Raw genomic sequence first — 12891 nt, 5'->3', positions numbered from 1 at the left:
CCGTCATGGCGCTTGCCGGGGACGACCGTGGCTTCTACGGGGTCACGTTCTCCCGGACCGGGTCCTTCGAGGGCATGTTCCGGGCGAGCTGGGAGACCGGCGACCTGGACGTCATGGCCGACTGCCACGGCGACTCCTACGACGTCTACCCGGCTGGGGACGTGGTCTACGTGGCCAGCCACGCCCACGACTGCTCCAACATTGGGGGCTTCCCGGACGCGGCACCGAACCAGTACTGGCACGCCCCGGCCTTTACCAACTACGCCACCGGGGAGACCCTGCCTACTACTGACAGCAACTACTACGACTACTCAGGCCAGCCTGCGGCCACCAACCTGCACTTCTACCCCTCTTTTCAGATCGGTTCGTACACGGGGACCAACCAGGCGACGTGGACGGTGGAGGGCAACGACGAGTACGTGGTCTACGGCGGGGAGTTCCTCTCGGTCAACGGCACCGCCCAGCAGGGGCTGGTCCGCTTCGCCCGTCGCGACATCGCCCCCAACCAGGAGGGACCTGTGGACAAGGGAGGCGCCTATCCGTTGACGGCGTCCTCTGAGCAGGCGGGTCGGGTCGACCTGTCCTTCTCCACGAACTGGGACCGTGACGACCAGACCCTCACCTACGCCGTCTACCGGGATGCCGACGCCGCTCGCAGCCTTGAGGACTTCCTCGCTCTAGAGCCGGTGTGGAACCAGCAGGTGGCTTCCTCCTTCTGGCAGGTCTCGACCGTGGAGGTGGCTGACGAGGTCGACCCTGGTAGTACTCACAGCTACGTCGTCGTCGTGTGGGACCGGTGGGGGGCCTGGACGCGCTCGGAGTGGGTACGTCTCACTGCTGCTGACCCAGAGGGCGGAGCGGCGGCGGACGTGGACGAGGGCGCCCCTGCCGGGGAGCAGGTGGGTGAGCCGGCGGGGGACGGACTTGAGGAGGAGCCGGCTGGTGCAGGTGCTGACGGTGAGGACGCTGAGGCTCCTGCCAACCGTGACCAGATTCGGGGTGGTTGGCGTGAGAACGGAAAGAGAGGCGGATTCTAAAGAAGTTGACCGAGCAATATCCTGCTGGGTGACCTCACTGGGTCTGAAGTGTGGTAGGGGAAGTGAAGGCACTGTAGAGCACTGCTCTTGTGTGGTAACTCACCTGCTGGCGGATAGTTTTCTGCCGATGAGTGTTATCTAAGAGTTACAGATGTACTAATCTGCTGGGCGGCGGCCTGTGGCCGTGTACTCGTGAACGGGCAGCCTTCCGCAGTCAGGGTCAGGCTGCACCGCTGCCTCCTTTTTCGTGCCTGATCGGAGTAGCCCTGATGAGATGCCACCGTGCCCGTAGTCTTGCTCGCGGTCTTCTCGCGGCCGCGACCGCCTCCCTCCTGGCGGTCTTCCTCATGGTCCCTGCGGCTCCCGCGCCTGCTGCCGACGCTGCGGCGGCTGTGGCCTCGCCCGAGTCCCTTCCGACCGTTCAGGTCAACGGTGTGGTGTGGGACCAGGAGGTGGTGGGTAGCACCGTCTACGCCGTGGGGAGCTTTGACGCGGCGCGTCCGGCTGGCTCCCCCGAGGGTCAGGAAGAGGTCCCGCGTGCCAACGCCCTGGCCTACGACATCACCACGGGAGAGCTGCTGGACTGGGCGCCGACACTCAACGGGCTGTCAACGCTGTCGTAGCCTCCGCCGACGGGTCGACCGTGTACCTGGGAGGCTCCTTTACCTCGCTCAACGGGGAGACTACCTGGCGTGTCGGAGCGGTAGAGGCTGGTACTGCCGCCCGCAGGCCGGTGGCGGCGTCCGCCAATGCGACCGTCAGGGATCTTGCGGTCTCGCCCGACGGGGCCACCTTGTACATCGGTGGCGACTTTACCCAGGTCAACTCCTCGGCCCGTCAGCGAGTAGCCGCGGTGGACCTGGTGACGCAGTCCCTCACCGACTTTGCCCCCAAAGTCAGTAACTACGGGGTGCGAGCCGTGGCGGTGTCCTCCGACGGGCAGTCGGTGGCCATCGGGGGCTCCTTCACCAAGGTCAACGGGTCGAGCCGCCCCGGTGAGGGCATGGCCGTCCTGGAGACGGACGGGACGCTGCGTCGTAACCAGATCAGCTCGGTGGTCAGCAACTCAGGCGACAGGTCGGGGATCATGAGCCTGGAGGCGGATGCCCAGGGTCTCTACGCCGTTTCCTACTCCAGGGAGGGCGAGTTCGAGGGGATGCTTCGTGCCGACTGGGACACCGGCGAGATCACCCTCATGGCCGACTGCCACGGCGACTCCTACGATGTCTACCCGGCTGGGGACGTGGTCTATGTGGCCGGCCACACCCACGACTGCTCGAACATCGGCGGGTTCGCGGACCTGGACAACGACTACCGGCATGCTGTCGCCTATGCTGCGTCCCCTTCGGGGACCGTGCAGAGGAACCGGGTACCCGGGTACGTAAGCTACGAGGGGAACCCGGCGACGACGCTTCTGGACGGGTTCCTGCCCCAGTTCCAGATCGGTTCGTACACGGGGACCAACCAGGCGACGTGGACGGTGGAGGGCAACGACGACTACGTCGTCTACGGTGGGGAGTTCCTCTCGGTCAACGGCACCGCCCAGCAGGGGCTGGTCCGCTTCGCTGTGCACGGTGATGCGGGCGCGGGTGGCGTCGACGGGGATGACGCTGCTGCGGATGACGGAGACGACGGGAATGATGAGGACGACGGCAAGGACGGCCGGGACAATGATCAGGGCGACGATGAGGATGAGGATGAGGGTGACGATGACGATGAGGATGACGAGGCAGGGCGTGGGCGCGGTGGTCGGCGTTGACGGCGGCGCACAGAGCGGGCTGGGCAGTCACCGGAGAGGGAGTCCTGATCGTGACCCGTGCGGTGTGACGTCCTGGCTACGACACCGTACGCTGCCACCCGTGTCAACATACCGCGAACCAGCCCGAGTGCCCGCCCTCCTGCTTCTTGCCGCAGTCCCTGCCTTCCTCCTGACGGCCTGCTCCCAGGATGAGGGTCGGGACTCGGCCTCGGCCTCCCCGTCCTCCTCTGTGGCGGCGCAGGCTTCCGAGGGGGCTAGCAGCTCGGGGGCCTCCTCGGAGGCGTCGCCCGCTGCTGAGGAGACCCCGTCCCCGGTGGGGACCCCAGACTCGGCGGCGCCCGAGGAGGAGGCCGTCACTCCCGGGAGGTCCGGGGTGGATGAGGAGGCGGTTGCCGCTGGGGACCTGTCTGCTGACCAGCTGGATGCGGTCACGACCGACGAGGCGGTGACGGTTGAGGACGTGGCAACGGTCTCGATCGACCCCATCAGTGCCACAGAGCTGGAGGCTGGCCCCGGTGAGATCGGCGGTCCCGGAGTCGTGGTTCCTGTCAAGGTGACAAATACCTCAGACTCTGCTCTCTCTCTGGCAGGAATGGTGACAACCCTCACCTACGGTTCTGGGGCGGCACCTGCCGGGGAGGTGGGACTGGCCTCTGACGAGGTCCCGGCATCGCTGGCCCCGGGTGAGACGCTTGTTATTGAGCGGGCCTTCTCTGTCCCGGCGGAAGGCCTCGACAGCCTCCAGGTCGTTGTTGACCTGGGAGCTGACTATCCTGCGGCGGTCTTTGAGGGGGCCGCTTCTGGCTGAGCAGCTGCGCTGGTCGTCCTCTCGTCGTCCTCTCAGTCCGTCCTCACGGAGTCTCCCAGGGAGTATCCGGGCGGAGTCCAGGACCTGAGGGCGTGTCACCCGCGACCGTCGGTTCTGTCCGCCGTGGTCGCGGGGTGACGTGTGCGTGCGGCGGGTTCTGGGTGAGGCGACTCCGCGCTGCGCGGCTCGCCGGGGAGCCGGAGGTGTCAAGAGGCGCGACGGCCTTGCGCACTGGCAGGCGCCATCCTGGTGGCGATCCTGGTGGATGCGGCAGCGTGCGGCGTGACGGGACCGGGCTAGTGCCACCAGAGCCAGCAAGGTTCCCGGGACCTGGGGACACAGCGGGCAGCCCTGGGGAGAAGTGGTGATAACCACCAAGACGACGCGCGCGGCTTTGTCGTTGTACGCTTCCTCTGCGGCTCCCTCCAAGCCGCTCCAGGCGCTACGTCCCCAACGTGGCGTTTCCCTTTCTTCTGTGCCCATGAACAGCGTGAATGGAGAACGTGTGAGCGTCCCCCGTCCGGTGCGCAGCCTTGCCGCTGCCGCCTCTGCCTTGTGCCTTGGCGTTACTGCCCTTGTCGCCCCGGTCTCGTCCGCCGTCGCGGACGAGGTGTCCGACGTGTCCGACCCTGCTGAGCCTGCAGCCATTGGAGGGGATCCCACCACGGTGTCGGCGGATGCGTTGCCGACGGTGCAGGTTGATGGTGTGGTGTGGGACCAGGTGGTTGTGGGTGGCACGGTGTATGCGGTGGGGAGCTTCTCGTCGGCGCGGCCTGCGGGTGCTGCTGCGGGGTGGGTGAGTCTGCTCGTGGCAACGTGCTGGCCTATGACATTGCCACGGGTGAGCTGCTGGAGTGGGCTCCGGTGACTAACGGGGCGGTGAACTCGGTGGACGTGTCGGCGGACGGGTCGGTGATCTACCTGGGTGGTGACTTTACGTCTCTTAATGGTGAGACGACGTGGCGTGTGGGGGCGGTGGACGCTGTGAGCGGGCGGCGGGTGCCGGTGGGTGCCTCGGCGAACGGGTCGGTCAAGGCGGTGGAGGTGTCTGCTGACGGGTCGACGCTGTACGTGGGTGGTGCGTTCACGCAGGTGAACTCCTCGGCTCGTCAGCGTGTGGCGGCGGTGGACCTGGCCACCCAGAGGCTCACCAACTTCTCCGCCCAGGTGGACAACCTCTACGTGCGGACCATCGTCACCGCTCCTGACTCCAGCGCAGTGGCTATCGGCGGCGCCTTCACCTCCGTCGAGGGCTCCGACAAGCCTGGGTTCGGCGTTGCGGTCCTGGAGAACGACGGGAGCCTGCGTCGGAACAACATTAGCTCGGTCGTGCGTAGCGCGGGAATCAACGCCTCGGTCATGGACCTGGAGGCTGACGAGCAGGGGCTCTACGGGGTGGCCTACTCCATGACGGGGTCCTTCGAGGGCATGTTCCGGGCGAGCTGGGAGACCGGTGACCTGGACGTCATGGCCGACTGCCACGGCGACTCCTACGACCTGTTCCCAACCTCCGACGTTGTCTACGTCTCCAGCCACGCCCACGACTGCCGTAATATTGGGGGCTTCCCCGAGCAGCGGCGCTTCCACAACGCCGTGGCCTACACCAACTACGCCACAGGTACCGTCGAGACCAGCTACGCCCGTGGCTACCACAGCTATCCGGGCCAGCCGGCGGCCACCAACCTGAACTTCTACCCGGAGTTCAAGCCTGGGACCATCACCCGCACCAACCAGGCGACGTGGACGGTGGAGGGCAACGACGAGTACGTGGTCTACGGCGGGGAGTTCCTCTCGGTCAACGGCACCGCCCAGCAGGGGCTGGTCCGCTTCGCCCGTCGCGACATCGCCCCCAACCAGCAGGGGCCTATGAACAAGGGAGGCGCCTACAAGGTGACGGCCAGCTCCTCGCGCGCCGGGGTGGTCACCGTCTCCTTCCCCGGTAACTGGGACCGTGACGACAAGACCCTCACCTACTCCGTCTACCGGGATACCCGGGACTCCGAGCCGATCTCGACCCAGACGGTGACGGCTGGCTACTGGGAGCTGCCTAGCCTCAGCGCGACCGATGTCGTCGAGCCGGGCAGTACCCATCGCTACCGGGTGGTGGTGACTGACCCCTGGGGGGCCTGGACCCACTCGGACTGGGTAACAGTGACTGCTGCGGAGGGAGAGGCCCTGTCTGACTACGGGGCTCGTGTCCTGACTGACGGCGCGGCCCACTACTGGCCCTTGGACGAGGACAGCGGCACCTCCGCCCAGGACCTTGTTGCTGAGCGTGACCTGCGGCTGAGCGGCTCGCGCTACAGCTGGGGCGCGGAGTCCGTCCTGGACTCGGGCTCTGCCCTGTCCTTCACCTCTGACCGTAACTCCCAGAGCAGTGCCTCTACCGCTACCTCGTCGGTGGCGCCGACGGCTTTCTCAGTCGAGGCGTGGGTGCGTACCACCTCCTCCAGCGGTGGTGCAGTCGTGGGCTTCGGGTCCTCCGCCACAGGAAGCTCCGCCAGCTTTGACCGGGTGGTCTACATGCGTAATGACGGGACGCTGAGCTTCATGCTCAACCCGGGGACACCCAGCACGGTCACCACCTCCACCAGCTACAACGACGGGCAGTGGCACCATGTTGTCGCCTCCTTGAGTCCCACCGCTGGTGCCACCTTGCACGTTGACGGTCGGCTTGAGGCGTTTGAGTCCACTATGACGACTGGTCAGAGCTACACCGGTTTCTGGAGGGTCGGTGGGGATACCTTGGAAGGTGTCAGCGGCGCGCCCTCGACTCACTACATTGAGGGGGACATTGACGAGGTTGCCGTCTACGGTGTCCCGCTGGGTCCCAGCCAGGTTGCTGCGCACTACACCCTGGGCAGCGGCAAGGAGGTAGCGCAGGACGAGCCGGACGCCGATGCTCCGGCGGTGGGAGACGTGCTCCTGGCGGACGACTTCGACCGCACCACCGCCCGTGGCTGGGGCAGTGCCCCGACCGGCGGCCCGTGGAAGGTCACATGGAACGCTCCGTCGTTCTCCACCGAGGAGTCCCAGGGCCGTATCTCCATGGAGGGTGCCCGGTCGTCCTCCTCAGTGAGCTCCCAGGAGATCGACTCCACCTCGACCGAGACGGTGCTGGACTTCTCCCTGGACTCTGCTCCCGGTGGCAACGGGGCCTTTGTCTCCTACGTTGCCCGGGCCAATGACGCTGGCCGCTACCAGGCCACGATGCGTGTGGGCTCTGCCGGGGCTCCAGTTGTCACGGTGGCTAAGGTGGTTGGTGGGCTGGAGACCGCCCTGGGGACGATCGTCCTGGACGAGCCCTACACAGCGGGTCAGGACCTGCACCTGCGCCTGGTCGTCTCCGGTGAGGAGTCCACGACGCTGCAGGCCAGGTTCTGGGCCGGGGACGCCGAGCCGCAGGACTGGGGAGTCGATGTCGTGGACACTGAGAAGACCCTCAACGAGGCCGGGACCGTGGGGATCACCACCTACATGTCCGGGTCGGCCGGTCCGGAGACCGTCACCCTAGCGGTTGACAGCCTCACCGTCACCCAGCACTGACGGCACCTGACGGTACTGCCTGCTGGGACGGTGCCGACTAGTCTGACGGTGCCGATCTGCCCCCGGGTCCTGATAGCCCGGGGGCAGATCGCGTCCTGCGGAGCTGGCCGTCGGTAGGCACTGGCTGCTACCGAGCGCCGGGAGACCGCCGGGTAGCCTGTGGGTGCCCAGCCCACCTATCTCAGGCCGCTACCGTTGGGTGGCGTCCTTGTCCGTTGGTGCGGCTCGGGGGCCAGACCGCACGACGGGCTCTGTAGGGTCAGGAAGCAGGCCGCGGCGCACCTGGCGCAGCAGCGTCAGGCCGTCGCGAGTCGCTGTGACTGCGGTGCGCAGCGGCTGGCGCGAGTCCAGCAGTTGGCGCCTACCACCGCGAAGCACGGTCTCACGAGCAGCGGCCAGAGAGGTCACCGCCCAGCGCCGCTGATGAGAACGGTCCAGGTGTAGCCCGGCGTAGAGCAGCCGGTTGCGTATGTTGTAGTAGTAGTAGGTGTCCGACTTGGCGCGTGCACTGTGCCCCTGGGCGTGCGTGCCGCCCTCGTCGTGGATTGCTGTCGCGTCACGGGCCAGCACCAGGCTTCCTCCGGATGCCAGGATGCGTGAGGAGAAGTCAACATCCTCCCAGTACAGGAAGTAGCGGGCGTCAAAACCCCCGACCGCCTCGAACAGCTCACCAGACAGGGCCAGGCAGGCGCCGGACAGCCAGGGGTGAGTCCCTCCGGGTGGTATGGGCTTCTGAGAGCGGCGCGAGCGCATCGAGCCGTCCGCCAGGCACACGACGGCGCCGTCGGAGACGGTGCGTCCGCCAGAGTCGGTGAGAACCGGGGCCACCAGGGCGCTCGGGTTTCCGGCTGCTCTGGTCACCAGCCTGACAAGGTTGGCGCGGTCGATGACAGCATCCGGGTTGAGCAGCACAAGCACCTCAGCACCCTGGCTGAGGGCCTGTGCGGCTCCCAGGTTCATGCCTGCGCCGAACCCGAGGTTGGTCGTTGGCAGTACCGTGGACCAGCCGTGCTCCTCTGCCAGGCCTAGGACGTCGGCGCGTGCCTGAGGACCGGAGTAGTTGTCCACCACCACCACGGCGGCCTCCGGTGCAGCCTGGGCGACCTGGGCGAGGTTGCGGCTCAGGAGAGAGGCGGAATCGTAGCTGACGACGATGATCGCCGTACGCGACAGCAGCCGGGACCCTGACTCGGAGCAGAGAGGCTGGCTCCAGGTCCCTTCTGTCGGCTCCGTCGGCTGCGGCTCGCGCGACGGCGGGGGGCTGCCGGTCGTGCCTGTGCCCGGTACCGGGCGGCCGTGGTCGTCATGGGGGGTGAGCCGGGCAGTCATGTCGTGAGCCTTCCGGAGAGTATGTAGCACAGGCCGACCTGAGGCGCGGTGAGAGCTGGCGACGCCCGGTGCGGACGCGGCAGGGGCGGGACCAGCGTGGACGACGATAGTACCGTTGGCAGGTGGTGCCCAGGCTCCCCGCAGGGAGCGGCAGGCGGGTCTCCCGCTGGTGCAGGTACTGGGCGCGTGTCATGGCTGCTACTGGCAGGAGAAGCCGGGGAGCCGGGAGGGACCAGGAGGAACAGGCATGGTGGAGCCGGTGCTGACCATTGCGATGCTCACCTACAGGCGCAACTCCTACCTGCGGGCAGTCCTGCCCCTGCTGGTGGACCAGGCGGCCAGCGTGGCACACTGGGCGCGCCCCCGGGTGCTTGTCGTCGACAACGACCCGCAGGCCGGGGCGCGGCCGGTTGTGGTGGCAGCGCTAGACGGGTGCGGGTTCACGGACTTCGGGACCGGTGCCGTCTCCGGCTCCGCAGCTGCTGCGACAGGCCGGGTGGACGTCGGTGGTCTGCAGATTGGGCTGACCTATGTCCACGAGCCTGAGCCAGGTATCGTCGCCGGGCGCAACCGTGCCCTGGACGAGGCCCGCGACGACGATCTCCTGGTGTTCATCGACGACGACGAGACCCCCGAACCAGGCTGGCTGGCTGCCCTGGTGGCACAGTGGAGGACGACGCGGTGCGCTGCGGTGACCGGGCCGACTCCGGCTGACTTTGCTGAGCCTCCCCCGCCGTGGGTGGAGGCCTCGGGGGCCTTTGACTCCTGGCAGGCTGAGGACGGCGCCCAGGTGGGCAGCGCCGACACAGGTAACCTCCTGCTCGACCTGGCAGTCGTGCGGCGCCTGGGATTGCGCTTTGACCCCAGGTACGGGTTGACGGGGGGCGAGGACTCCCTGTTCACTCGGCAGCTGACCCGGGCCGGGGGCGTGATCCGGTTTGCCACCGGGGCGGTGGTCAGTAAGAAGGTTCCCCGGCAGCGGGCCACCCGGGCCTGGGTGCTTCGTCGTGCCTTCCGCTCTGGCTCCTCCTGGGTGCGGGTACGCGTAGACACTGCAGGGCGCGTGAGACTCCCCCTGCGAGTCGCCTATGCCGCCAAGGGCGCGGCCAAGGCGGGAGCGGACTTCGTGCGCGGCGCAGGAGCCCGGCTACGGGGCGACCTGAGCGCCCAGGCCCGTTACGAGGTCTCCTCCCGTGGCGGCCTGGGAATGGTGGTAGGCGCCTGTGACGTGCGGGTGCGCGAGTACGGGCGCCCTGGACGCCGGCTCGCACGACACGTGGGTGGCAGCCGTACAGGAGGGAGGCGATGAACGGCGCAGCGGTGGGCACACCCCAGCTGGCAGCCGTACTGACCGTGGCTGTCCCGACCTTCCGTCGTCCACGGGAGGTGGCGCGTGCTGTAGCCGCGGTCAGAGCCCAGCTCGGTGACGTGGTGCCCAGGTACGTCTCGCGTGCCGAGGTGCTCGTCGTGGACAACGACCCGGCAGGCTCGGCCCGTGGCGCCGTGGAGGCGCTCATGGAGGCCGTCCCCACCCCGGGGGACCGTCCCGGATCGACCCGTTATGTCGTGGAGCCCAGACCCGGAGTGGCTGCGGTGCGCAACCGGGCACTGGAGGAGGCGAAGGACAGCGACCTTCTGGTGTTCATCGACGACGACGAGACCCCCGAGCCGTCCTGGCTGGAGTCCCTGCTGGGGCTGCGTGCCTCCACAGGCTGCCAGGCAGTTGCCGGGCCGGTAGTCCCTGACTACGAGGTCGAGCCTGACGCCTGGGTCGTCGCGGGAGAGTTCTTTGTCCGTAGGACCTGGCCCACAGGGACGGTCAGGCCGGTGGCGGCCTCCAACTGCCTGCTGCTGGACCTCAGGTTCGTGAGGGAGGAAGGCCTCGTCTTTGACGAGGCCTTCGGGGCAACCGGGGGAGAGGACACGCTCTTCACCCGCCAGCTCACCGACTGTGGTGGTGTCATCCGCTGGTGCGACGAGGCTCGTGTGCGCGACCATGTCCCGGCATCGCGGCTGGACCACCAGTGGATCCTGCGTCGCCAGCGCTCTCACGCCGCGACGGGGGTCCGTGTGGCGCTTGCCCGCGCCGGGACGGGACTGCACGCGGGTATTCGCGGACGCGCCCTGCTCGGTGGCGCCCTGCGGGTCGGTGCTGGTGGCCTGCGGATGGCCGTCGGGCTCCTGCCGGGGCAGCTGCAGCATGCTGCCAAAGGTGCCCGGCTGGTGGCGCGGGGTCAGGGAATGGTCGGTGCCAGCCTTGGTCGCAGGACCCATGAGGAGTACGGCCGCTCCTAGGAGCGGACCAGGAGCGCAGAGTCAGGGTGCCGGGAAGGCGTGCCAGTCCCGCTCCCGCCCAGAGGTGCCTGCACCATGGCGCTTCCCAGGACCAGGGGCAGGTAGGCAGGCAGCACCGCCCAGGGCCCGACAAGCACGTTCTGGACGACGACGAGGCTGGCGACACACAACCAGGGGGTCACACGCAGGCTGCCCAGGTCCCGCACCATGGCAAGGAGGGTGAGCCACAGGACAGTCAGTACCAGCGCCGCTCCCGGCAGGGAGCCCGCGATCCAGACGTCGGCCAGACCGGAGTGGAGCTCGAAGCCGTTGCCGAACATGAAGTTCTCTACGTATCCGTTGGCGGGGTCGTACCCCAGGGCCGCCATGCCCTCCTTGGCCACGCGGACATCCTCGTAGCGGGGCATGACCCCGGCGCCGTAGCCCCAGGGGCGGCTGAGGAAGAGTGCCCAGGAGCCTCCGAGCTCGGGACGGGCGGCCAGGAGGAAGCCTGCGGGCCCGGAGGCCTGGGCCACGGTACGTTCCTGGGCGTCCTCGCCCAGGGAGCCGGTGGAGGAGGCGAGCAGGACCCCCAGGACGGCAGTGGCACCGACGGCGGCCAGGGCTAGGACCTGGGTCAGTGCCAGGCGCCGAGGCTGAGCAGGCTGCCACCGCATCCAGGCAGCGACCGCCTGCCAGCACACGATCCCTGCGGTGATAGCCAGGAAGGCCAGGCTTGAGCGTGCGTCGGAGACTAGGAAGGTAGCGGCCAGGGCGGCCAGGGCGGCCAGCTGGACCAGGCGCCCGTACCGGTCCGCAGCGACCAGGACCACCAGGCTCACCGCCGCACCGACACCGAACTTCCACGGGTTGGGGGAGCTGCCCAGCAGACGCATGGAGTCCAGTACCATGCCGCTACTCAGGGCCAGGGCAGCACCACGGGTGCCCAGGTGCTGCGCCGCCCAGACGAAGGCGGCCGCTGAGGCGGGCACGCCGAGAAGACTCAGGATGATGTTGCGCTGGGCGGAGGCCATGACGCTGAAGTCCGGGTCTGCGAGCCATGACAGAGCCAGCCCGGTGAGGGCGGCCAGAACCGCTGTCACGAGAAGAGGGGAGAACAGGCGCTGGCGTCGTACTGTGGGCCACGTCATGGGCAGCGCTGCCAGTGCCACACAGTCCGCCGTGGCCATGGACCCGACCAGCTCGCGGCGGACTCCGACCAGCACCATGAGGAGGGCTGCCAGGACCAGGACGCTCCTGCTCTGCAGACGCACGCGCCCGGTAACGGGAGTCATCCGGCTCGCGGCTGCCTGGTGGGTCCACCAGGGTAGGTGCCCGTCCCGGTGCGGGCCGAGCCCCCAGTAGTCTCACTGTCCCCAGCGCCCCCGGTATTCCTGCCGCCCTTCTCTGCGTCCTTGGGGCGCCCCAGGAGGACCAGGGGGGCGACGGTGTGGGCCTCAGGGTCCCTGCGCTGAAGGACGTAGAGCAGCAGCGCCATCCCCGCACCGGCTGCCAGGCCCACGACGGCGCCGACCATCATCGTGCGCGAGGTGGGCAGGCTGGAGGGGGTGGAGGGCAGCGAGGCCGCGTCCAGGACGGCCAGCGTGAGAGTCAGGTCGCTGTTCTGGCTCCTCTCAGACAGGTCCCGGGCGGCGGAGTCCAGTGCCGCGATCTCGGCCTCGGCGATGGCCTGGGCCTGGCCGGGGTCGGAGTGGGAGGCCTGGACCTCAATGATGATCGTCTCCGTCTTGGTGGAGATAGTCACGGAGCGGCGCACCTCGTCCTCGCTGAGCCCTGTGGCCTCGGCAACCTGGGACAGAGCAGCCTCTGAGGTCCCCATCTCCACGAGGGTAGGCATGATGTTCTTCATGTAGTTGAGGACGCTGTCGTTGGTCTGGGAGGAGTCTGGCTGCTCGGTGCCCACGTTCGCGCTCGCGGTCGAGGTGTACACCGGGGGAGTCAGCAGGCCCAGCACAAGGCCCAGCACGGCGCCCAGGACGACGTGCAGGGCGACAAGGACGATGTTCTTGCGCAGGGCGGCGACGACAGTTTCCGGGTCCATGGGCTCCGTTCCGGTGGTGGCTCCGCTGGTGGGCAGGAGCAACCAGACTAGCGCGTGCGAGGTCAGTCCGCCCGGG

The 12891-nt window shown here is 68.1% G+C and carries 10 protein-coding genes; 7 read left to right on the top strand and 3 right to left on the bottom strand.

What is annotated here, in order from left to right; all coding sequences use genetic code 11:
* Positions 1–5 precede the first annotated feature (5 nt).
* The 5 genes from D5R93_RS11120 to D5R93_RS11105 all read left to right on the top strand — a co-directional run bounded on the left by D5R93_RS11120 (position 6) and on the right by D5R93_RS11105 (position 7150).
* Positions 6–1037 carry a hypothetical protein gene (locus tag D5R93_RS11120; protein ID WP_162933940.1) on the top strand — a complete coding sequence of 344 codons (1032 nt, stop codon included), beginning with the start codon at positions 6–8 and terminating at the stop codon, positions 1035–1037.
* A gap of 269 nt (positions 1038–1306) precedes the next feature.
* Complete coding sequence (locus D5R93_RS14865; RefSeq protein ID WP_341466825.1) at positions 1307–1660, top strand: hypothetical protein; 354 nt, start codon at positions 1307–1309, stop codon at positions 1658–1660.
* 20 nt (positions 1661–1680) lie between these two features.
* Positions 1681–2796 (top strand): hypothetical protein, encoded by a 1116-nt coding sequence (locus tag D5R93_RS11115; protein WP_341466824.1) that lies wholly within the window; start codon positions 1681–1683, stop codon positions 2794–2796.
* A 100-nt stretch (positions 2797–2896) separates the two neighbouring features.
* Positions 2897–3604 (top strand): hypothetical protein, encoded by a 708-nt coding sequence (locus D5R93_RS11110; RefSeq protein ID WP_162933939.1) that lies wholly within the window; start codon positions 2897–2899, stop codon positions 3602–3604.
* A gap of 792 nt (positions 3605–4396) precedes the next feature.
* Positions 4397–7150: a LamG-like jellyroll fold domain-containing protein gene (locus tag D5R93_RS11105; protein ID WP_341466823.1), complete on the top strand. Its 2754-nt coding sequence runs from the start codon at positions 4397–4399 to the stop codon at positions 7148–7150.
* A gap of 189 nt (positions 7151–7339) precedes the next feature.
* Here the strand turns inward: D5R93_RS11105 and D5R93_RS11100 are convergent, their stop codons facing one another.
* Positions 7340–8479 (bottom strand): glycosyltransferase, encoded by a 1140-nt coding sequence (locus D5R93_RS11100; RefSeq protein WP_120205269.1) that lies wholly within the window; start codon positions 8477–8479, stop codon positions 7340–7342.
* Positions 8480–8726: 247 nt separating this feature from the next.
* On the opposite strand from D5R93_RS11100, the gene D5R93_RS11095 reads away from it, so the two are divergent.
* Positions 8727–9788 (top strand): glycosyltransferase family 2 protein, encoded by a 1062-nt coding sequence (locus D5R93_RS11095; RefSeq protein WP_120205267.1) that lies wholly within the window; start codon positions 8727–8729, stop codon positions 9786–9788.
* Positions 9785–10774: a glycosyltransferase family 2 protein gene (locus D5R93_RS11090; RefSeq protein WP_120205264.1), complete on the top strand. Its 990-nt coding sequence runs from the start codon at positions 9785–9787 to the stop codon at positions 10772–10774. The genes D5R93_RS11095 and D5R93_RS11090 overlap by 4 nt, the downstream gene beginning before the upstream one ends.
* On the opposite strand, the gene D5R93_RS11085 is transcribed toward D5R93_RS11090, so the two are convergent.
* Positions 10771–12048 carry a hypothetical protein gene (locus D5R93_RS11085; protein ID WP_162933938.1) on the bottom strand — a complete coding sequence of 426 codons (1278 nt, stop codon included), beginning with the start codon at positions 12046–12048 and terminating at the stop codon, positions 10771–10773. The genes D5R93_RS11090 and D5R93_RS11085 overlap by 4 nt on opposite strands.
* Positions 12045–12815: a YveK family protein gene (locus D5R93_RS11080; protein WP_119836933.1), complete on the bottom strand. Its 771-nt coding sequence runs from the start codon at positions 12813–12815 to the stop codon at positions 12045–12047. Before D5R93_RS11080 ends, D5R93_RS11085 begins: the two co-directional genes overlap by 4 nt.
* Positions 12816–12891: the final 76 nt, after the last annotated feature.

The organism is Actinomyces lilanjuaniae (genome assembly GCF_003606385.1).
Classification (GTDB): domain Bacteria; phylum Actinomycetota; class Actinomycetes; order Actinomycetales; family Actinomycetaceae; genus Actinomyces; species Actinomyces lilanjuaniae.
Note: the sequence above shows the minus strand (reverse complement) of the source record. Positions and strands in the feature narration are given on the sequence as shown.

Coding starts and splice junctions, on each gene's coding strand:
- D5R93_RS11120 (WP_162933940.1), top strand. CDS start 6: ATGGCGCTTGCCGGGGACGACCGTGGCTTCTACGGGGTCACGTTCTCC.
- D5R93_RS14865 (WP_341466825.1), top strand. CDS start 1,307: ATGAGATGCCACCGTGCCCGTAGTCTTGCTCGCGGTCTTCTCGCGGCC.
- D5R93_RS11100 (WP_120205269.1), bottom strand. CDS start 8,479: ATGACTGCCCGGCTCACCCCCCATGACGACCACGGCCGCCCGGTACCG.
- D5R93_RS11095 (WP_120205267.1), top strand. CDS start 8,727: ATGGTGGAGCCGGTGCTGACCATTGCGATGCTCACCTACAGGCGCAAC.
- D5R93_RS11090 (WP_120205264.1), top strand. CDS start 9,785: ATGAACGGCGCAGCGGTGGGCACACCCCAGCTGGCAGCCGTACTGACC.
- D5R93_RS11085 (WP_162933938.1), bottom strand. CDS start 12,048: ATGACTCCCGTTACCGGGCGCGTGCGTCTGCAGAGCAGGAGCGTCCTG.
- D5R93_RS11080 (WP_119836933.1), bottom strand. CDS start 12,815: ATGGACCCGGAAACTGTCGTCGCCGCCCTGCGCAAGAACATCGTCCTT.